The sequence below is a fragment of the Roseibium suaedae genome (genome assembly GCF_900142725.1).
Classification (GTDB): domain Bacteria; phylum Pseudomonadota; class Alphaproteobacteria; order Rhizobiales; family Stappiaceae; genus Roseibium; species Roseibium suaedae.
In genome coordinates this window covers 64,785-86,516 of the sequence record NZ_FRBW01000001.1, presented here as the reverse complement: position 1 = coordinate 86,516, position 21,732 = coordinate 64,785, and the positions used below count along the sequence as shown (strand labels likewise).

Sequence of the window (21,732 nt, the reverse complement as noted above, 5' to 3'; positions counted from 1 at the left end):
ATAAAGCCTGCTGGCTGCCTTGATAATCCAGCGGCAGGGCACTTCATTTGTGAAACTGTTTCATGTATCAACGATAAGATGGACAACAGAGCTGGCGAAATGCAGGTCTTCGTGCGGGTCGTGGAAACCGGCAGTTTCTCGAAGGCCGCACGGCAATTGCTGATGACACCCTCAAGCGTTTCGAAGCTGATCGGACGCATCGAGGCGCGCATGGGCGTGCAACTGCTCAAGCGCTCGACCCGGCATCTGGCACTGACCGGCGAGGGCCGGACCTATTACGAGCGCAGCCAAGCGCTCCTGGCCGAACTTGACGCGATTGAGCGGGACCTGAGCGAAGGGGCGGCCCGTATCACCGGTACGGTCCGGGTCACCGCCTCGGTCGGCTTCGGCATTGTCGCGGTGGAGCCGCTGTTGCCCGCCTTCTGGCAGGCCTTTCCGGGCATCACCGTGGATCTGTCGATCTCGGACGAAGTGGTGGACCTCTATCTTGACCGGACGGATGTGGCCTTCCGGGTCGGTACCCTGTCCAACTCCAGCCTGATGGCTCGCAAGCTCGGCACTGCACAGCGCAAGATCGTCGCCTCTCCGGATTATCTCGCCCGAAGGGGCACGCCGCAGGTGATCGAAGATCTGACGGCCCACGCCTGCCTGAGCGTGAATTTCCGCCGCGCGTCACCCGTCTGGCCCCTGCGCGATGGCAGCAACAGCCGGGTCGTGGACAATGCGGTCACCGGCCCGCTCTTGGCGAACAACGGCGAGACCCTCCGCCGCATGGCGATTGCCGGCATCGGCCTTGCCCATATCGGCGAGTTTCATGTCCGCGAAGACCTGCGCCAGGGCCGCCTGGTCGAAGTGCTGGCAGATGCGGTCGCCGGTGACACGGAAGACGTCCACGCCCTCTATCTCGGCGGCCCCCACCTCCCCCACCGCCTCCGCGCCTTCCTGGACTTCATGGTCCCGAGGCTCCAGCGGTTCATGGAGGGGTGAGGGAGCTCTTGAGCAGACTGGAACAGAGGATTGAGCCAACTGGCATCCCCTGTTCCAGTATCTTGTTCACGCCCATCTGCAATCAGACAAACCTGAAGTCATCCGTTGTCAGTAGCGTGTGGTCAAAGTTCTGCAGCAGTATGGAATTGCCACCAAAGCTGATGAGCGTGTCCACGTTGCCTGCCCCGGTTTCAGAAATGGCCAGCTGGGACAAGGAAGTCGCCCCCCAGTTGATGGACAGAAGATCAATACCGTCCTCGAAGTCGGTGACCGTGTCTGTTGCTCCGTCAGCAATGAAGTGGAAAGTGTCTTTGCCGGTTCCACCGGTCAAAGTGTCTGTGCCCAACTCGCCCCACAGAATGTCGTCGCCACCGTTGCCGACGAGGGTGTCATTGCCGTTGAACCCTCTGAGGAAGTTCGCATTGTTATCCCCGGTGATGGAATCGTCATAAAGGGAACCGAGCACGCGTTCGATCCCGATCAACGTGTCTCCTTCCGCATGACCACCATGTTCTGAAAGGCCATCCAGGAGATTGACGATAATCGCAGCGTCGGACTTTTGGTAGTAAGCCCAATCGTTTCCAGTGCCGCCATTCAAGACATCACTGCCGGCATCTCCGCGCAGGACGTCATCACCCGCTTCGCCCCACAAGATGTCATCGCCACCATTGCCGACGAGACTGTCGTTGCCCAGGTGACCACGAAGATGGTTTGCGCCTGAGTTCCCTATGATGGAATCGTCATGCACGGATCCAAGCACATGCTCGATGGCAATCAGCGTATCGCCTTCTGCGTGGCCGCCATGCTGAACCGCACCTTGAGTGAGATCAACGGAAACCGCGGCATCCGAGAGGTGGTAATAGGCCCAGTCATAGCCCTCTCCTCCATTCAGAACGTCGGCTCCGGCATCACCTCGCAGAATGTCGTTTCCTTGCTCACCCCAGAGGATATCGTTACCCGCGTTGCCAATCAGCATGTCACCTGAATTGAACCCGCGCAGGAAGTTCGCTCCCGCATTTCCTGCGATTGTATCCGCAAAGAAGGAGCCGAGGACGTTTTCAATATTGCTGAGAACATCTCCTTGCGCATGCCCCCCGGTCTCCGCTGCCCGGTCGGCCATATTCACATTAATTGCGGCATTGGAGTTCTGATAATAGGCCCAGTCGCTGCCAGCCCCGCCGTCAAGAGTGTCCGCCCCGGCATCGCCTCGCAGAATGTCATTCCCGGCTTCGCCCCAAAGCACATCATCGCCGGCATTGCCAATCAGGTTGTCGTTGCCATCGAACCCTCTCAGGAAGTTTGCACCTGCATTTCCAGTGATCGAGTCACCAAACGTCGACCCAAGGACCCTCTCGATGCTGATCAGCGTATCCCCTTGCGCATGCCCGCCTTGTTCAGTTGCGCCATCGGAGAGATCAACTACCACGGCGGCATCTGACTTCTGATAGTAGGCCCAGTCATCTCCGCTACCACCGTCCAGGACATCAGCCCCGGCATCACCGCGAAGCACGTCATTCCCAGCTTCTCCCCAAAGCGTATCATCTCCCTCGTTGCCGATCAGACTGTCATTTCCCAGGTGACCGCGAAGATGATTTGCCCCGGTGTTCCCCGTGATGATGTCGTCATGCACCGACCCGAGGATATTCTCTATCCCGATGAGCGTATCTCCTTCGGCATGCCCTCCATGCTGGACAGCGCCGCCTGCAAGATCGATCCTGACCGCTGCATCCGAAAGGTGATAGTAGGCCCAGTCGAAACCAGCCCCGCCGTTCAAGATATCCGCACCGGCATCACCGCGCAGAATATCATTGCCTTGCTCACCCCAGAGCGTGTCATTGCCCGCGTTGCCGATAAGTGTGTCGCCGGAATTTCCCCCGCGAAGGAAATTTGCAGATCCGTTGCCAGCAATTGTATCGCTGAAGCGCGTACCGAGAATATTCTCGATATTGGAGATTACATCGCCTTGGGCGTATCCACCGGAAGCTGCGGCACGGCTGGATAGATCAACGCGGATAGCAGACGTCGAGTTCTGATAATAGACCCAGTCAGACCCTGCACCGCCGTCAAGTTTATCGCTTCCCAGATCGCCGACCAGGATGTCGTTTCCATCCCCGCCGTTCAACTCGTCATTTCCGAAGCCCGAAGTTGTCCCGACATCATCACCATAGAGAGTGTCATCACCCTGGTTTCCGTCGATCTTGTCCGAACCTGTCCCGCCGCGTAGGACGTCCTTCCCGGATCCTCCGATGACCGTGTCATCACCGGAATCTCCCGAGAGGTCATCATCACCTGACCCGCCGTCGAGCTTGTCATTTCCGCCCAGGCCGCGAATTGAATCGTCACCCGCCATCCCGAAAATATAGTCGGAAAACCCTTCTTTCCCCGTCAGAATGTCATTCGAGGAAGTTCCCAGCTCCGTGACTTCACCGCTCAATTCAGCAAGACCATATCGAATGGAATCGGCGAAATCGCTGCTGTCATACTGGATGGTCACGACAATGCCGGCGCCAATTTGATCTACCAGACCTTGGTAGGTCCCGACTTGACTGGACGTGACCGCGAAAATTGGAATGATGTCCTTTTCCGCAAAAGTAGCCGCGATCGTCTCGATACTTTCGTACGAATGAAACGAGGCATCTGTCGCGAGAACAAAAACACGCGATACACCCACTCTGTAAGAAAGCGTCGTATCGTTGGCGGCGCTCAACAGCGCGGTTAGCTGCGCTTCCGCACTATCACCACCCCCGCTAGCACTAAGACCAGCATATGTACTCGACAGGCTTGCTGTTGACGTCGTGAAATTTGCTTCTACGGCATAAGTATATTCGTCATAAATATCCTTGAATGACGTGACCGCAAATCGTGACCCCGAAAAGCTCAGCTCAATGGATTCAGCAATGTCATCGACAGAATTCTGCATATATGGAAGATCGTCATCGAAAGACCCGGTCAAGTCCTGAAGGAAGACCACATCCAACGGACCTGTCAGCTTATCGAGGACAATGCGTTCGTCCGCAAATTGAGCAGCCTCGACATCATAAAGGGTATCTACACCATCAAGACGAGTGCCCCCGGTATGTGCGATGGTAATCGAGCCATCATCGTTATGCGTTATCGTATATTCGGAAGAATTATAGTTATAGACAGCGACGTCACTACCAGTTCCGCCGTAGATCTTGTCGTTACCGCGGTTCCCCGTCAGAGTGTCGTTCCCGCCATTGCCTCTCAGAACGTTGTTGGCGGCATTCCCGACAAGAGTGTCATTTCCTGAACCCGATGTCGCGAACTCGATCACCACACCTTGAGCGATCGTGTAACCGCCATGAATTCCGCTTGCATAGGAAATGAACCCGCCGCCACCAACTTCGTAGTTCAAAGTGGCTGGCCGAAGATCGATAGTTACGTCAAGGCTTCCAGTGTAGGAAATCTCATCGTTCCCGCCGGTATCCCAAATCGAGGAATAATAGGTTCCAACTCCATTGCTCCCGGGAAGGACATAGGTGTTGTTTCCCGACGCAAATGTCGTATTCGCACCATACTTGTCTTGGAGCACAGCGATATCGAGGGCCATCATGGTCCCCTCATAGCCATAGCTATAGCTCGGGGAAGCACCGTGGGGAGCCGTCTGCCAGCCGTCATTGTATGACATGGCAGTATAAACACCCTGGTTCAGATCGAAGTCACCATAGTCGCCGAACGATGCTGTTACGCCCGACATGATCGACGAACTTCCGCCTGTATCATGCGGGTGAGCAAGGCCCATCCCATGTCCGAATTCATGGATCAGGGTTATGTAGCCATAACCTCCAACTTCCAGCCCGCCATATGTGTTCCATCCGGTGCCGTCAGTCGCAAAAACCCCAATGCCAGCGCCGGAGGTTCCCGGAGGATTCATGTAGCCCAGATTGCCACCAATGCTTGAGCTGGAAGTGGCAACGAGATTGAAAGTCGCTTCGGAAGAGGAATAAACTCTGTTGAATGTAATATTCAGGAAATTCGAGTAGCTGGAAAAGGCAAGCATCGCCTGCTGGATTTCATAGCTGCTCCATCCCTGCGAAGTCTGACCGTCAAAAACTTCGCCTGATTCAGCAAAATAGACGTTGATCACACCGCCGGACGCAGCAACCTGAGTACCCCAATCAATAGAATTCTTGACCACAGCTCACCCCTTCTAAACAGAAATGAAAATTACCAAATATCGTTACGGTAATTGAATTATTTTCCAGGCTCTTCATCAAGGCACGACACGCCCTTGGCCTGCATCTCCGCCAGGGTCTCAAACTCCCTGACAGCTTTCATGACAGCTTTGCCATCAACCTCGTAGGTCGCAGGAAAAACCACCTCCCAGTTCAACCTGACCAGTGAAAACAGTGTACCTCCCGGCAACCTCTCACACATTTGCCTCTTGAACTGAGAGGGATTTGCATCGCTCCTGGCAACAACAACGATCTGCCGCCCTTTCTTTGTTTGCTCGATGAAGACTCTCGAGCGGCAAAAGTACCGGGTGTATGCCTCCAGCCCCGCTTTTGTGTACCGCGCAGTTTGAAGTCGGCGATTTATCTGGGCCCGATCCGTCTCGGGCAGCAGGCAATACCTTAGATCGTTTTTCAAATAGAAGCCGACCGGCACTGCTATCAATTTGTCCTGATCGAAACTTTGCGACGTCAGTTCGGCTGCAATACCGGCAGAAATTTCAGATGCGAACGAAGAAGTCATGAGAATACACTTCAAGCAAAGACCAAGAACAATCAAAGATGACACATAATTATGTCTCACAGTTCAAATACCCTCAACAGGAAACGAGAACACATTGTAAGCTTGCAGATTTCATAACTAACATTCCGTGACCTTTGCCATAGATTGAAAAATCCTAAGGTCCATCTGCGTGAATTTCAATATTTATTCAATTCCAAATGTTTCTCATTCCATTCAGAATGAAATCCCATCGTAGTAGACGACGTTCACGACCCTATCGTTCCCGCATTGCATGCACGACCTGATCCATGAGCGGCTTCGCCAGATAGGAAAGAACCGAACGCTCCTGTGTCGTCAGAAACACTTCTGCCGGCATCCCCGGGACCAGGACTTTTCCCTTCAACTTTTCCAGTTCAGAAGCGTCTATCAAAACCCGGACGGAATAGAAGTTCACGCCGGTGCGCTGGTCTTCGGCGGTATCGGCGGAAACCGTGAGCACCTGCCCCTCGAGCTCCGGCGTTGTCCGGTGATCGAACCCGGGAAATCTAATTCTGGCAACCTGCCGTGAGCCAAGTTGATCGATGTCGATCGGCCTGACTTTGGCCTCGACAATCAATTGATCTGCCTGAGGCACAATCAGCATTACCGTTTCCCCCGGTGCAATGACCCCATGCACCGTGTGAACCGAGAGCTGGTGCACATAACCTGTCTGAGGCGCACGGATGTCCATCCTTGTCAGCATGTCGGCTGCCGCAATCTTCTGTTCCTCCAATTGCGCCAATCTGGAGCGGACTTCCTGAAGCTGCTCCAGAACTTCCGCCCGGAATCCCTCATCGAGCTGCAGGCTCAATATCCGCCTCTCACTGATTGCCTCCTTGGCCTGCGCAATCTGACTGACAAAGCTGCCATACTCGCCTTGCAGCCGCGCGCTTTCCCTCTTCAAGGCGGTCACTCGGCTCTTTGACACCAGCTGCTTGTCCAGAAGTCCCCCAAGGTCGTTGAGCTCGACGGCAACGAGATCAATCTCCTGCGCCTTCGCCGAAAGCTGAGCTGTCAGACCTTCGATCTGCTTCTCGAACTGGAGTATCTGTTCTTCAAATTGTTGCTTGCGGCCTGCAAGGCTGGCCCTTCGAGCATCGAACAGGAGGCGCTGGACACCAGTCAGTTCAGCGACAGAGGAACCTCCGCGGACTGAATTCGAGAACGAAATCTCGGCCAGGCCGTCTCGCTCGGCCGCCAGTCTCGCCTCCTGGGCTGTCAGCTCAGAGATCTGCTTGTTCACGACGGCAAGATTGGCTTTTGTGACCGTGTCATCCAGCTTCAACACGAGATTCCCGGCCTCTACGACATCGCCATCCTGTACATAGATCTCCTTGACGATACCTCCCTCACGATGCTGAACTTGCTTGATATTGCTTTCAACGGCCACTTTTCCCGAAGCGACGACAGCTCCGGAAATATTCTGCGTAGACGCCCAGACGATACCTCCTCCGAACAAGGCAACACACAGAACAAAAGAGATGAGGAAATGCCTGCGCAAACTGGCCCGTAGCGTCGTATCCCCCTCTTCTGGCACATGGGAAGCTGACATCGTCACATCACCTCCTGCTTTGCAGGGACAGGGGCGAGTACTTTTTTCAAGACTTCTTCCTTCAGACCGAAGGCTGTCATTCGGCCGTCCTGAAGGCACAGGATCTTGTCCGCAGCAACGATCGCGCTTGGCCGGTGGGCGATTACAATGACGACGCTTCCTTTGTCTTTCATCGTCTTGATCGCCTGAGTAAGCGCGACTTCACCTCCGGAATCCAAATTCGAGTTCGGCTCATCCAGAACCAGAAGAAAAGGCGTGCCGAACAAGGCTCTTGCCAGTGCAATTCTCTGTCTTTGGCCTGCTGATAGAATACGGCCCGATCTTCCAATTATCGTGTCATAGCCCTCAGGCAGGGACACGATGAGATCATGTATATCCGCGATCTGTGCAGCCTCAATAATCTCTACCGGGTCAGCATCTTTCCGGAAACGGCCAATGTTTTCTGCAATTGAACCGTCAAAAAGCTGCACATCCTGAGGCAAGTAGCCGATGATTTCGCCCCTCCGGTCCTCTGACCACTGGCTCAGTTCTGCACCATCAAAGCGCACAGCCCCCTTCAAAGGAGCCAGAGCACCTACAAGTGCACGCGCAAGCGTCGTCTTTCCTGCTCCCGAGCTTCCAATAACCCCAAGCCCCTCACCGGCGGACAGCGCAAATGAAATGCCTTGAAGAGTTGGATTAGGCTCGCCAAACGGCCCGCAGTACAAGGCCTCAACCGTCACGGTCTTGTTGGGCAAAGGCAAGGGGAGTGAGTAGGATTTTTCGAGATTCGGTCTCTCGAGAAGCTTTGTAAGCCGGGAAACCGATTGCCGGCATGCAACAAATCCGCGCCAATTTGCGACAGCTTGTTCTATCGGCGACAATGCCCGGGAAGTCATGATGGAAGCTGCAATCATGACACCTGCAGAAATCTCGTGCTCGATCGCGAGCCAGGCACCGGTTCCCAATATTGCTGACTGAAGAACGAAACGAAGGGTTTTCGTCAGATTCCCATAGAATCCTGCCCAGTCCAATGCCACACGTTGCGACCTCTGAAAGAGCACATTTGCGGCTTCCCACCTCGATGAAAGAGCCGGCTGCATGCCCATTGCATGGATGACTTCGGAGTTCCTCTGACCGGCTTCAACGTCGGAAGACCGCAGGGCATTGTACTTCACGGCCTCTTCGACCGGCCGTCTTGAGACAGCCTCGTTGAGAGCAATCAGGAGACAGATCAACAATCCTCCGCCCGCGGCAACCAGGCCAAGGACCGGATGGAACAGATAAACAATCACAAGGTAGAACGGCAGCCACGGCAGATCGAATATTGCGGTGGGACCTGGCCCCGACAAAAACTGTCTTATCGTATCCAATTCAACGACCGGGCGAACATGAGCTGCACGGCGCCCGATTGTGACGGGCAGCTCGTTGGAAATGCCGTAGACCAATCTGGACAGCTGCGCATCGACCCGCTGCGCCAGCCGGGCCAAAATCCGGCCGCGAATTGCCTCGAGCAATCCATAAAAGCAGTAGAGAGCCGCAACAAGTGAGCCGAGAACAAGGAGGGTGGGGATTGAGCCGCTCGCCAGGACACGGTCATACACCTGCATCATGAACAGGGGGCCGGTCAACATCAGGATATTGATTACTAGGCTGATCATGGCAACACCGACAAAGCCGAGGCGAAGTGCCACGAAAGCGCGGTGAACCGGTGAATTCTTAGACTTCATTCAACATAGCCGTCATGCTGGCGAGCTCGTCCAAAACTCGCATTTCAATACAAATCTCAGATGCCCCTGAGGTAACTCCATTCAAACTCAGGAGTCAGAATATCATGGAAGCATTAGGAAAAATTAGAAAATCCAAGAAAGGTTTACCAACCGACACGTGACCAGGTCAAACGTTTCTAGTTATTTCCAGCCAGAAAACTTGCCTTCCGTTTCGCATCCGAAAATCGGCACCAAGCTCAACAGCCGCCCAGATTGGTCAGGGAGATACTTTCGATCGCGCGGGCGGTAGGTTCGTCCACGATGCCCGTGTCTGGAAGACGGTATTGGACCTGGAAGGACTTCACCGCCGCGCTGGTGACTTCGTCGAAGACCTCGTCCGGGAACTCGAGCAAATGGCCGAGCTGGTTCAGTTTCGCTTCCAGAATGGCGACCCGGGGCGACAGGTCGCCGGCCTGCAGCGCGACAAAGGTGGTCTGCGGATCAAAGTTGCAGCTTGAATCCGCCGGTCCCGTCCGCTCCAGTGCGAAGATATTATTGAGCACCAGCCCATCGGCACCGTTGTAGTCGGGAAGCAGGCTCTTGGAAGCCTCATGGGCATCGGTTCGAAGGCCTATGGCCTCGGCCAGAAGACGCCCGTCCTCCGCCAGTTGCAGCCGCAGGCGTCCGCCATCGCATTCGATCCCGCAGATGATCTCCCGGCCATTCGACGAGCAATTCGCCGTCATGCCATAGGTTTCATTCGGCACATCCCAGTAGGAATAATTCAGATCGACATAGATCTCCTGCCCCGGCTCCTTGGAAACCGAGCGCTCAAAGAAGATCCGGATGTCTCTGACATCGCCTCTCTCGGCCTTGTAGGAAGCCCTGAAACACTGCCCGGCAGCGGACATGATGTCCTTGTCTTCCTGGGCCTGCGCTCCATGCAAGGGCAGTAGAATGGCTGCGAGAGCTCCAAGGCCGGTCAAGGCCCTGACCAGAGATGCGGAAGAGCAGTTCATCGCCAGTTTCCTGTCAGGACAAAGGGAGCCCAGAAATAGGGATGGGCAAAGCCCGGGTTCATGCCATCAGCTGCCACGGGCACGGCTTCGCCGAATTTGCGGGCGGTTTCGAACACGACACTGCGGGTGGCCAGGTTCTGCTCGTCGCCGACCTTGCCGGTGATGAACTCCCGCTGGACGATGGCCAACGCCCTGGCCTTGCTCATGTTGCCGAATTCGCGCAGCTCATAGAAGCGCTGCATCATGATGGCGGTTGACGCATCAGCGACCTGCCAGAGGCTGGCAATGGTGGATTGCGCACCCCGGTCGCCAGTGATCTTGGCAAGGCTTTCGATCTCTCGGCCATCCCGGTCCGGATGGACACGCCCGGTCTCGCAGGCGGACAGCGTCAGAAGCTCCACATGCTTGAAGTCGAAGTCCTTGGGATCGTTCTTGATCTCGGCGAGGCTGAGATGCTCGCCCGTGCCGAGCAGCAGGAACGAATCCTTGTCACTCTCTCCAAGATAGAAATGCGACGAGATATGGACCACGCCCAGATCGCTTGGGCTTGCCTCGCCAATCTTGAGGGAGTGCACCAGCGCAGGCTTGTCGAAGGCCTTATCCATGTAGATCTGCCCGTCGAACAGGCCGAAACCATCCTGCCCCTTGACGATGCCATCCAGTTCCACGGCCACCCCCGGAAGCGCTGAAAAGAGCTCCGTCTCCTGGGTCATGCCCAGCGCCGCAAAGGGAATCCCCGTCGCGCGTTTGCCTGTGATCTCGCTTTCGCTGCTGGTCAGCAGGGACAAGGCAAACCGCTCGATCAGGTAGCGCTGGCCATCATAGAGCGCCTGATAAGGCAGATAGCGCAGGCGCTTGTCGAGGGACACCAGCACCAGATCGGGCGCGGCAGCCGCAAGATCCGCATCGACCGGCTTCACCAGAAGATCATAGAGGTCCCGGCTCAGGGGCTTGTCGTCCAGTCGCGCGTCGGTGATGACTTCATGGAAATTGGCCAGCGCCGCATTCAGGCGCTCTTCTGTGAAGGGCTCGCCGCGCCACTCGGAAATGGTGACACTCTTGCGTTCGGACTTGGTGGTGACGAGGATGTTCAGCCGGTCCGGCATCACCAGATAATGGATGGCCACGGCCTTTTCATCCAGCGGCGCCAGGATGGTCTTCTGTACCGAGTCTTCCGCAGCAATCGCCTCGCGGGCCTTCGGTGCGTCGCTCAAACCCTTGGCCGCCGCCAGGATCCGCTTCAGGCCCGCGTCATAGGCAGCCCCCGCTTCTTCCAGCTGCTGGTTCAGCTGATCCAGCTCGGCTTTTTCACGCGCTGTCAGTGCTTGCATGGACTGGCGGGCAAGCAGCTGATCGCGGCGGTGCACGGCGCTGACGGTTGGCAGCCTCAAGGCATCCAGCGCATCCTTCAGTTCCTGTTCCTCCGCAGAATAGGGCAGCTGCCGGAAGGCATCGCCTTCAAAGGCCCTGTCCCGGCCGGAGAACTGGAACGCCTCGAAGTCCTTGAGAAGGGAAAGAACGAATTCGGCTTCGCTCAAGCGGTCCTGCCGCACCAGGAGATCGGCTAGCCAGCGGTAATTGTCGGCGACCAGATCGCGGAAGCAGCCTTGCAGCCGTTCAGGTATGGCACTGAGGTCCCTGCGCACGCGCTGCAGCTCGTTGATCACGTCCTTGGCAAGCACCAGGGCGATATCGTCCGCCCCGAAGGCAAAGATCCGCTCACTGGCCTTGGACATGTGGCAAACGGTGGTGAGGCTCGCCTGAAGGGCGCCGGAGCCAAAACCAATCACCTGATCCAGCTGGCGCTCGGCGGCAAGGGCCGTCAGTTCAAGTTCAAGCGCCTGCGTCCTGTTGCCTTCACCGTCCAGTGCACTGGAATAGATGCGGGCGGCCGTCACCAGGGACAGGTTCAGGCCGCCGCGGGCCTTGACCGTCTCGAAGGTCTCCCGCGCCTTGCCAAGGTCGGTCTGAACCGGAACCGGTGCCGCCAATGGTGCCGACAGAAGCTTCAGGTAGTTCCGGGCTCCTGTGTCCCCATTTCGCGCAAGAAGCGCCAGATATTCGCCAAAGCCCTTGGGCAGAGACTTCAGATTGTCCGGATCCCGCTGGGCAATGAGCCGGCGCAGCGTGGGCGAACGCAGCCGGTCGATATCAAGAAACAGGCTGCCCTCCCGGATACCACCTGGCCAGATAAGAGCAGCCCTGTCGAGCAGCTCCTCCTGCTCGGCCTTCAGGCCGCGCTCAACCGCACCGGTAAAATCCCCATAGGCAGCCAGAACATCCACGAGGGCGATGGACTGGCGTTTTTCCAGAAGCTCCAGCCCCACCGCAACGAGATCGGCGCCCAGCGCTCCCGAGGCCAAGATCTTTGCCCCATCCTCGCAATAGTGCTCCGGGTTCTTGGGCTCAGCGCAAATCTGGTTCAGCACCTCAGCCATGAAACCGGGAAGCTCCCCGGTTTTCACCTTGTTCCGGGCAAGCTCAGCCTTGTAGACAACATAGGAGGAAAGGTCGGTTTCCCAACCCAGAACGCCATTTTCGATGTGCACACGCTTAGCCAGCCCATCCAGCGCCTCAGACTTGGACTTGGCCAGCTCCGGATGCTGGGTCAGAAGCCGGTAGAGCACCACATTCGCATAATCCAGCTTCCCATCGCGCATGACCCGGAGCCACTTTGCGCCCTCGGCAAAGTCAAGCGAACCACCGCATTCCGCGCAAAGATACATGCGGGCCATTTCCTGGGCGAAGAACACATCCTCCTGGGCCAGCTTTTCAATGCCCTGTTGAGTTGAAGGATTAGAGAGAGCAAGACTGCCGGACATGATGCGGTTGACGATGAGGCTGATACCGGCAACGGACCGGCCATCCTTGCCATTCAAGGCAATCAGCTTGTCATACCATTTGACCGCCTGCTGAATGTCGGAGGGATTTTCCCGCTCTGCCAGCCGCGCCAGCTGATAGGCCGCAAAGGGATCTCCCTTGCCAACGGCAAACTGCAAAAGGCGTCCGATTTCCTCGCGATTGGCCGCTGCTCCATTGCCGTAAGTCATCATGAAGGCGAGATGCGAGGCCGCGTAAGGCGCCCCCTGTTCCGCAGACCGGCGCAACAAGGCCACGGCCTGAGACGTTCCCTTGCCAAGAATGCTTGCCCCATCCAGAAGCCGTTCGGCCAGGGAATATTGCAGCTCCTTGCTGCCTTCCAGAAGGACAAGCTCCAGCATCCGGGAGCTTTTCATGACAATATGACCAAGACGCGCAAGCTCCAGCCGGTTGTCCAGCGACAACTCGAGCGCGGAAATGTAGAGCATGGGGCCGCTGACGATCGGTGTTTGAAAGTTACTCTCGTAATCTGATTGCCAGCCGGACAGGCTCCGGGTCACGGCTTCCAGCCCCTCACCGGTGCGCACAGCCACCAGATAGCGCTCGAAGCTGCTCGGTTTCTCCGAGGCCTTGCCGCGCCAGAACCGGGCCGCCTGCAGATCAGGTGTCACCCCGATGCCATCCTCGAAGATATTGGCGAGCAATGTCGCGGCCACATCGCTTTTCGGCTCATAGCCTTCATAGACGAGACGACGGACCAGCATCTGCTGAAAGGCGGACCAGCGCCCTTCCCGCCCCAGGGACTCCAGCTTTTGGCGAAGGGCAGGCGTCCGCTTTGCGAGCCAGCCACCGGACGTGTAGGCATCATCGGTCGGGAACAGGAACGGCAGGATCTGATCTCCGCCGGGAGCTGCGGTCTGAACGCTGCCGCCAGCACAGACCGGCGCATTGACCGGAACAGATGCAGCCTTTGCCAGATCACTCAACGTCGGCGTGAAGGCTCCGCTGACCGGAGTAAGGCCCAGGCCTTCCAGCATGGTGTTCCAGTTTGCCCGGCTGCCGCCTCCGAAAGCGCCATCAATGGTGCCGCTCCCGCAATTATGGAGCTGGACCAGCGTCTGGGCAGCCTTCAGATAGTCATGAAAGACGGAATTGAACCCGTCCTGGGCAGAGCTGAGATTGTTCAGGGTGTCCTTGAGGGAAAAGGCAATGATGCCGCAAAGGGCAGCGCCATAAGTCTGGGCATCGGCTTCGATCCTTTGAACCGCACCGTCATGTGCCGCAACAATCCGCTCCAGCGACCGGAGATATGGACCCTTGTTGTTGCCCCAGTCCGAGTCATAAATGATCTGTGACAGGTCCGCTCCACCCGCCCGGCGGGCAAGATCTTTGGCCTTGGTGCCCGTCCATGCGGACAGAAGAATGACTGCATCCTCTCCCCGCTTCACTTCCTCTTTGCCAATAGCCGAGCATTTCAGCGGGTCCAGTGCACGATAGATGCGTGCTATGGCTCCGCCTTCGGACGATGCCGAGCTTTGAGGCAATTGTTGCGGCAGGGATCGAACTTCTGCGGCCTGTGCCGGGGATTTGGAGGAAGCCTGTGCCGGGGTCTGTGCAACTGGCGCAGCCCCTCGCGAGGCAATGGCAGGTCCAGCCGCCCCCCGGTTGTTGGTGCGGACACTGGAAACAATCGACGGCGCATAGGCTTCGAAATCCGGCCGTGCCTGTTCGAGATAGCGGAAATGCAGGGCGGAATAGCAGGCACAGGCATCGATGCGGATATAGAAGGAGCTTACGCTTTCACGGCTGTTGCTGTTGTGAATGCTGATGGAGCATTCATTCGGGCTGACATACCGGTCAAAGGCCTGATCGAAGCCGTATTTAACCCAGTTTCTCTGCCGCTCGTCGACAAGGCTTTCGCATTCCGAATAGCTGTCCTGAATGAGCCGGAGGTTGCCCGCAACACCACCGACATCGAACTTCCGGTCGACGCCTTCTTCCCGGAAGAAGAAGCCTGACGGCAGGGACGCCGCCACGTCATAGGGCTTGCTGTTGCGGTAGATTTCGATGGCGGATGCCGAGGCTGCCGAAAGAACCAGCGCCATCAGGCACAGAAGGACCCTGCTTACCATTTCGCCTCCGCGCCCTCCCGCGCTTTTCCAGATCAGCCGTTCAGATTGACCACTTCAACCCTTCGGTTCTCAGCTGCCTCCGGATCATGCCGGTTCTTCAGGCGCTCTTCGCCAAAGCCGATGGCGATCAGCCGGTCAGGCTCGATCCCGAACCTGGAGATCAGATAGTCCCGCACCGCATCGGCCCGCTTTTCGGACAGCCCCATATTGAACTGCTGGCTGCCGGCCGCATCTGTGTGGCCATTGAGCAGGATGCGTGCGCCGGACAGTTCGTGGCTCAGAAGGGCCGTGCCCAGCGCATTCAGATCCGGAACCGACCCCGGTTTGATCTTGGCGGAATTATAGTCGAACTGGATCTCGATATTGATCTGCGGCAAGTCATAGGTGTCCATGATCACCGCCACTTCCTTCTTCATCTCGACCTTGAGGCCGCGGGTCGGAAGCGATTTCAGATAGGTTTTCTGATCCGAGGACATTTCCGGCGCAGTGGCCGCAGACTTCAGGCCACGGGTCGCGAACTTCTTCTTCGGCGCAAGTTGCTGGACGATGCTGTCGCTGTTCAGTTCCTGCGCGACCACTGCGGGTGTGCTCACCGCAAGTCCGAGCCCTGCTGCCAGGATCAGGCGGGCAGAGAACCGGACGAGAATGCCATTTTTCCGCATTTTCCGAGTTTCCTACGTAGCTGCAAAATCGGTCCGGGACGTATCACCGTCTCTCTATTCGAGACTATTAATCGGCAATGAAATATCCGGAGGGTTGAAAAATTCTTGATTTCAATAGAGCATGACAAGTCGAGTTTTTCTAGTGGACTTTTCAGGCAGTCTCTTCGAAAGATTAAGGAAATTGAATTCAAATTGTTTCGCGACGACTGCCTCTAGCAAAAGTTGTTCTTGAGTTTGACGCAACATTTCAGGCGGACGCATGAACCTGAAGCGTTCCATTCGGAACATAGGTACTAGAGCGACAGCAAAAGGTTCATTTGAGATTTTTCCAGGCCAGGGCCGACCTTGGCGAACTGACTGGAAAACTGACGGAGCGCCGGTAAGACCATCCAGAGGATTGGCCGGCAAGACGTTTGAGGGGGTAAATTGGGACAGTTTCTGATGGCCGCAGCCGTGCTTGTGGCGTTTTTTCTGTCAGTTCCGGCAGCAAGCCACACCGGCCTTGCAACCTGGGCCTCGATCGCCGCAGCCTCCATGTCCTTCGTGGCCATGGCGCTCAATCAGTTCCTGGCCACCCGTCCCCGCTATCTTGAAGGTCTGTTTGGCGGCCTCGACCGCATCTACCACACCCACCGCCAGCTTGGCATCGCGGCGCTGGTGCTGTTCCTGATCCACTACATCGTGACGCCGAACTTCAAGGGCCTGGTCCTGACCTCCGGCCTGAATGAGATGGCAGGAACCGCGGGAGAGATCGGGTTCTATGGCCTTGTCGTGCTTGCGGGCATCAGCCTGGTGAAACGGCTACCGAAAACCCGCATCGAGGTTCCGTATAATCTGTGGCGCCAGTCACACCGCTTCATCGGCTTCTTCTTCATTCTGATTGCCGTGCATCTGAATTTCATCAAGCGGCCGTTTGATGGCACCGCCCTTCTGGCCGTCTACCTGAACATCTTTGCCGCCATCGGAGTGATCAGCTTCATCGTGACCCAGATCCGCCCCTTCATTGCCCGCAAGCGCTATCAGGTGAGCGACATTATCGCTCTGCCCAGCGCGACGCTGGTGACCGCACGGGCTGTCGGCCGCCCGATCGCGGCGCGGCCCGGTCATTTTGCATTCCTGAAGTCAGACCGGTCAGGTCTTGGCGAGCCTCACCCCTTCACCATTGCCCGGCATGATCCGGCCACTTCCTCGATTTCCTTTGCGATCAAGCCGCTCGGCGACTTCACCCGGCGCCTGCGCGATACCTTGCAGGTCGGAGACATTCTGCATCTGGAAGGTGGCTACGGCCGGTTCGAGGTTCACAAAGGCAGTCAGAGCCAGGTCTGGCTGGCAGGCGGCATCGGGATCACCCCTTTCCTGGCGCAGGTGGAAACCCTGCGCGCAACGCCGGACAAGAAGGTGCACCTGTTCCACAGCGTCCGCTCCGAAGTCGAAGCCGTGCAACGGGACTATCTGGAAGGGCTGAGCGCCAGCCTGCCGAACTTCACGTTCACGCTCCATGCAAGCAAGACGAACGGCCGCCTCGGTGCGGCTCAACTGATTGAAAAATCACAGGTTCCCCCGAAGGGCGCCGACTTCTGGTTCTGCGGTCCGGAAGCCATGCGCCTTGCCATCGTGAAAGACCTGAAACTGTCGGGCAATGCCCCCGGCAAAGTAAAATTTGAAAAATTCGAATTCCGGTAAGCGAAATCGGCCTTTCGCGAGGGAAGAGGAGACGGGCTGTGACATTGCAAGACAAAGAGAATTGGAAAGGCCGGACAGCTGCTTTTCCGGTGAAGGCTGCAGGAGGCCTGATGCTTCTGGCGGCCAGCCTTGCCACCCATGGGGCCATTGCTGCCGACGTTTTTGACGACAATGCCTTTGCCACCTATCAGGGCGACGTCAAGAATGGCGCCTATCTGGCAAATGCGGCTGGCTGCATCGGCTGTCATGCGTCCGGGGAAGACACCTCGCTTCTGTCCGGCGGCCGCAAGCTGGAAAGCCATATCGGCACGTTCTTCGTGCCCAACATCACCGCCAGCTCCCAAGGCACAGGCGGTTGGACCAATGCCCAATATCTCAATGCCGTCATCAATGGTCTTGCACCGGATGGGCGCAATTATTACCCGACCTTCCCCTATGCGGCCTATGCCGGGATGAAGCCGGAGGACGTGCTCGACATCAAGGCCTATATCGAGACCCTTGCCCAGTCCGATACGCCCTCCGAGCGTCACGAAGTTTCCTTCCCCTATAACCTCGACACAACCGTCTCCCTCTGGAAGCGCCAGAACTTCGAGACACCCGCCTTCCAGCCAGGCGATGGCTCGCAGATGAGCCGCGGCCGGTATCTGGTCGAAAACGTCGGGGCCTGCGGCGAGTGCCACACCCCGCGCACACTCACCTATGGCCTTGATCAGGACCTCAGCCTGACCGGGGAAAAGACCATCAACGGCGAACTGGCTCCGGACATCTCGACCGCCCGCATGTCCGGTCTGGCCCATCCGGAGGTCTTCACCCGCGACTTCATCGACAAGGGAATGAAGCTCTCCGGCAGCGGCATCAGCTCGCCGTTGAAGCGCAATCTGGCCAAGGGTCTCTCGGTTCTGACCGACGAGGACCGGCTGGCGATGCTCGCCTATCTGACCGGACGGGAACAGAAGGTCGAAAAGGTGGAGATGAGTAGCGAGGCAAGCTGCCGCGCCACCGGCGACACGACCGCAGTGCCCACGGACAATCTGGCGCTCCAGGCAGATGAATTCGTGGGCCGCTACTGCCGCAACTGTCATGGTCTGGGAGAAAGCGCCCAGGGCAGCTTCCCTGCAGGCGAACTTGCCTCGATTGCCCGCAATCCAGCGTTCGTTACGCCTGGCGACCGGTCCAAGTCCCTGCTCTATACCAGCGTTTCCAGTGGCCGCATGCCCTATGGCAACAGCCCTTCCGATGCCGAACTGGAGGCTCTGGGCGCATGGATCGATAATCTCAACAGCACGGCGGTTGCTGCCGAACCTGCGCCGCCCGCCCGCTCGCGCCCGATGCGCCACTGGCGCAAGGAAGCCGAGCTCGCCCTGCGCGATCTCGCCGAGGTGGATGAGCGCGACCGCCCCTTCACCCGCTACTATAGCTTCATGAATCTCTACAATGGCGTGAACCCCTGCGAGGAGGAAGACGCCTTCGCCCGGCGGCTGGATCTGTTCCAGGCCGGGTTCCGCAAGCTGATCAACTCCGTGTCCCAGGGCCCGCGCCTCGTCATGCCGACCGTCGTTGACGGCAGCGACAATCTGCTGGTCCGGGTCGACATCCGCGACCTGAAGTGGGATCCGGAGCGCTGGCAGACCCTTTCGGCAACCTACCCCTACGGCTATGCGCCGGGGAACGATCCCTCGCTCGAGGCTCTTGCCAACGGCACCCGCGCCGATCTGCCGATCATGCGTGCCGACTGGTTCATGGCCAATGCCAGCCGTCCGGAGATGTATCACATGCTCCTGAGCCTGCCCGAGAACATTGAGGATCTCGAACAGGCCATGGGTGTGGACGTCAACCGGAACATCGAACGGCTGGATGTCGCCCGCGCCGCTTTCCTGGAAGGATCATCCGGCGTTTCCGATCACAACCGGATGCTGGAACGGCACGACCTGCCCGGCGGCGGCTACTACTGGAAGTCCTATGACTTCGCCGGTAGCCGCGGTGTGCAGAGCCTGAAGCTGCATCCCCACGGCCCCGACGCTGTATCTCCCCTGCACGACGGACTGGAGCCCTTCGAGCATGATGGCGGCGAAATGCTGTTCACCCTGCCCAACGGCATGCAGGGCTATTACCTGTCCACCGCCGCCGGGGACCGTCTGGACCGAGGACCGACCTCCATCGTGTCCTTCCGCCAGCGCCCGATCGGCAAGGGGATCGACATCATCAATGGCCGCTCCTGCATGAGCTGCCACTATGACGGCATCATCGCCAAGCGCGACCAGCTGCGCAGCCATCTGGAAACCTCTGCCCTGTTCAGCCTGGACCAGCGCGACACGCTGCTGCGCATGTATGTCGAGCAGAAGGAGCTGGATGCCCTTTATGCGAAGGACCGGGCCTTCTTCATCGATGCCTTGACAAAGATCGATGCGGTTGAAACCGCGCCAGACGGCACGATCAGAAGCCGCAGCGGTCCGGGCAAGGAAGAGGTGATGACCTGGTTTGCCGACTTCTATGAAGCCGACATGGATGCGGAAATGCTGGCAGCCGAGTTCGAAATGACGCTCGACGAGTTCCAGCAGGCCATCCAGCGCGTTCAGGACCCCATGGCCCGCGGCCTTGCCATTGACTGGATCAACCAGTTGCAGGCCGGTGTCCGCGTCCCCCGGTTCGAGATGGAGGAACAGTTCTCCCGCCTGATTAAACCCGTGCTGAACCTCGATCCGATGGATCACCACGCAGGTTCTGCAAGCCACGCCAACGCGCTTCCGCCCAGCTACAAGGACGCAAGCTACCGGGACGACGGCTACAAGCCTGCCGGTGATCCGCAGAGCGCCTTGAAGCTCCGGGTTCATATCGACCGGACGGATGTCGCTGTCGGCGAGGAACTCACCTTCAGCGTCACCGCCAACAATGCCTGTGAGCTGCAGATCTTCTATGTGGAGGCAGATGGCAATGTCGAGGTGATCCCGGATGAGATGATCGGCGATCCATTCCTGCAGCCGGGAGAACCACGCCTCATCCCGGACAAGTCTGTCGGCGCCCTGATCTTCGACACCCCAGCCAACGATGAGACCCTGGTGCTGAACTGCCGGGAAGGCGGGCTTCGGGATCAGCGCCTGAGCGCACATGAAGCGCGAAGCGTGGTGCGTGCGTCCCGCCAGCCACCCTCGCGAGGCCTGGCGGTGAAGCTGTTCGAAAAGAACAAGGCCCAGGCTGCCTCGGCTGCAAAGACGACGTCTCATAGCCAGCCTGCCCGCCAGACCTCCGCGGTTCACATGGTAACCTTCAACGTGCTGGACCACTGACAGCGGACGTGCTGCGGTAAAAATGCTTGGGCCCGGTTTTCCCGCAGACTTGCGCGAAAGCCGGGCCCTTGCGTGTTAAGGGGCTTCATTCTGCCGCGCTGCTTATACTTGACTATAAAACTCATGAATGTCATCTGACGTCATCACTGAGACGGATGAGGACAGCCATGAGTTCACCGGAGATCCACACGACCGAAGGCCACATCCCGAAAGGCGCGAAGGCAGCCTTCTCGGCCCTCCGTCAGCTCACCTCGGAACGGAACATTCCGCTGGAAGATAGCGCCGGCCGTTTGAGCACCACGATCTGGGAAACCAGGCTGACCCTGGATGCACGCGGCGAAGATGCCCTGATCTCTCTGGCAGGCCAGGACCAGAGGCTCCTGCAAGTGCTGCAGGACACGGTTTCCACGATGCAGGAAGAACTCGGGCTCCGGGTGAACTGGTCGAACGTTGCCGAAGGCGCGCTTGCTCCCGGCTTGTCCCTGATGACAGTCTCCTCCGTGATCGAACGCTCTCCCGGATATCTGAGGGTGCGCGTCAGCCATCCCGAAGCTTCCCGGTTTAACGAAGGCGGACTGCATTTCCGGCTGCTGATTCCGCCGCATGACCGTGAGCCGAAGTGGCCAACGATCTCCGCCTCCGGCCGCACCCTTTGGCCTGAAGGCGACGACAAGATTCACAAGCCGGTCTATACGGTCATTGAAACGGGCGACGGATGGCTGGATTTCGATGTCTTCAACCATGAGGGCAGCCCAACCTGCGACTATTTCAGGGGAAACCCGATTGGGGAAACGGTCGGGATCATGGGCCCTGGCGGCGGCATGTGCCCGGAGGGATCGCCCCTGCTGCTCTTTGGCGATGAAACCTCCTGGCCAGCCATCCTGCGAATGCTTGCTCTGGCGAAAGGCGAAGTCCGTGCCTTTGTCACCGTCTGCGCACAGGACCTCGGCCCCTACGCCGATGATCCGCGTGTGAACCGCGTCGAAAGCCTGCTTGATGCCCTTTCGGACTGCAGTCTTCCGGAGGGGGGCTTTGTCTGGGTTGCCGGACACAAGGACACCGCCCAGGCCGCTCGGGCCCAACTCCTGAAGCAAGGCCTGCCCAAGACCGCTTTCGTAGCCGCCGCCTACTGGACCTGACCGCTCAGCGTCCCCTTAAATCAGCTCAGCCT

General features: G+C 57.9%; 11 protein-coding genes. 4 read left to right on the top strand and 7 right to left on the bottom strand.

The window, feature by feature from the left end; translation table 11 throughout:
- Nucleotides 1-78 precede the first annotated feature (78 nt).
- Nucleotides 79-987, top strand: coding sequence for a LysR family transcriptional regulator (locus tag BUA94_RS00335; protein WP_073007308.1), 909 nt, complete (start codon nt 79-81; stop codon nt 985-987).
- A gap of 82 nt (nt 988-1,069) precedes the next feature.
- Here BUA94_RS00335 and BUA94_RS00330 read toward each other — a convergent pair whose 3' ends face one another.
- The 7 genes from BUA94_RS00330 to BUA94_RS00300 all read right to left on the bottom strand — a co-directional run bounded on the left by BUA94_RS00330 (nt 1,070) and on the right by BUA94_RS00300 (nt 15,594).
- Nucleotides 1,070-5,146: a M10 family metallopeptidase C-terminal domain-containing protein gene (locus tag BUA94_RS00330; RefSeq protein ID WP_073007304.1), complete on the bottom strand. Its 4,077-nt coding sequence runs from the start codon at nt 5,144-5,146 to the stop codon at nt 1,070-1,072.
- 56 nt (nt 5,147-5,202) lie between these two features.
- Nucleotides 5,203-5,703, bottom strand: a complete 501-nt coding sequence (locus tag BUA94_RS00325; RefSeq protein ID WP_073007301.1) for a hypothetical protein — start codon at nt 5,701-5,703, stop codon at nt 5,203-5,205.
- Nucleotides 5,704-5,956: 253 nt separating this feature from the next.
- Complete coding sequence (locus BUA94_RS00320; RefSeq protein ID WP_073007299.1) at nt 5,957-7,273, bottom strand: HlyD family type I secretion periplasmic adaptor subunit; 1,317 nt, start codon at nt 7,271-7,273, stop codon at nt 5,957-5,959.
- A gap of 2 nt (nt 7,274-7,275) precedes the next feature.
- Complete coding sequence (locus BUA94_RS00315; protein WP_073007295.1) at nt 7,276-8,982, bottom strand: type I secretion system permease/ATPase; 1,707 nt, start codon at nt 8,980-8,982, stop codon at nt 7,276-7,278.
- 236 nt (nt 8,983-9,218) lie between these two features.
- Nucleotides 9,219-9,980, bottom strand: coding sequence for a peptidoglycan-binding domain-containing protein (locus BUA94_RS00310; RefSeq protein ID WP_073007293.1), 762 nt, complete (start codon nt 9,978-9,980; stop codon nt 9,219-9,221).
- The gene (locus tag BUA94_RS00305) at nt 9,977-14,932 is read right to left on the bottom strand and encodes a CHAT domain-containing protein (RefSeq protein WP_084081637.1); all 4,956 of its coding nucleotides are present in this window, start codon (nt 14,930-14,932) and stop codon (nt 9,977-9,979) included. The genes BUA94_RS00310 and BUA94_RS00305 overlap by 4 nt, the downstream gene beginning before the upstream one ends.
- A gap of 32 nt (nt 14,933-14,964) precedes the next feature.
- Nucleotides 14,965-15,594 (bottom strand): OmpA family protein, encoded by a 630-nt coding sequence (locus BUA94_RS00300; RefSeq protein ID WP_073007288.1) that lies wholly within the window; start codon nt 15,592-15,594, stop codon nt 14,965-14,967.
- 426 nt (nt 15,595-16,020) lie between these two features.
- On the opposite strand from BUA94_RS00300, the gene BUA94_RS00295 reads away from it, so the two are divergent.
- The 3 genes from BUA94_RS00295 to BUA94_RS00285 all read left to right on the top strand — a co-directional run bounded on the left by BUA94_RS00295 (nt 16,021) and on the right by BUA94_RS00285 (nt 21,700).
- Nucleotides 16,021-17,277, top strand: coding sequence for a ferredoxin reductase family protein (locus BUA94_RS00295; protein ID WP_235860433.1), 1,257 nt, complete (start codon nt 16,021-16,023; stop codon nt 17,275-17,277).
- Between the two features lie 110 nt (nt 17,278-17,387).
- A complete protein-coding gene (locus BUA94_RS00290; RefSeq protein WP_139250969.1) occupies nt 17,388-20,561 on the top strand; it encodes a c-type cytochrome in 3,174 nt (1,057 codons plus the stop codon).
- A gap of 167 nt (nt 20,562-20,728) precedes the next feature.
- Nucleotides 20,729-21,700: a siderophore-interacting protein gene (locus BUA94_RS00285; protein WP_073007282.1), complete on the top strand. Its 972-nt coding sequence runs from the start codon at nt 20,729-20,731 to the stop codon at nt 21,698-21,700.
- The last annotated feature ends 32 nt before the right edge of the window (nt 21,701-21,732 follow it).

Coding starts and splice junctions, on each gene's coding strand:
- BUA94_RS00335 (WP_073007308.1), top strand. CDS start 79: ATGGACAACAGAGCTGGCGAAATGCAGGTCTTCGTGCGGGTCGTGGAA.
- BUA94_RS00325 (WP_073007301.1), bottom strand. CDS start 5,703: ATGACTTCTTCGTTCGCATCTGAAATTTCTGCCGGTATTGCAGCCGAA.
- BUA94_RS00320 (WP_073007299.1), bottom strand. CDS start 7,273: ATGTCAGCTTCCCATGTGCCAGAAGAGGGGGATACGACGCTACGGGCC.
- BUA94_RS00315 (WP_073007295.1), bottom strand. CDS start 8,982: ATGAAGTCTAAGAATTCACCGGTTCACCGCGCTTTCGTGGCACTTCGC.
- BUA94_RS00310 (WP_073007293.1), bottom strand. CDS start 9,980: ATGAACTGCTCTTCCGCATCTCTGGTCAGGGCCTTGACCGGCCTTGGA.
- BUA94_RS00305 (WP_084081637.1), bottom strand. CDS start 14,932: ATGGTAAGCAGGGTCCTTCTGTGCCTGATGGCGCTGGTTCTTTCGGCA.
- BUA94_RS00300 (WP_073007288.1), bottom strand. CDS start 15,594: ATGCGGAAAAATGGCATTCTCGTCCGGTTCTCTGCCCGCCTGATCCTG.
- BUA94_RS00290 (WP_139250969.1), top strand. CDS start 17,388: ATGCTTCTGGCGGCCAGCCTTGCCACCCATGGGGCCATTGCTGCCGAC.
- BUA94_RS00285 (WP_073007282.1), top strand. CDS start 20,729: ATGAGTTCACCGGAGATCCACACGACCGAAGGCCACATCCCGAAAGGC.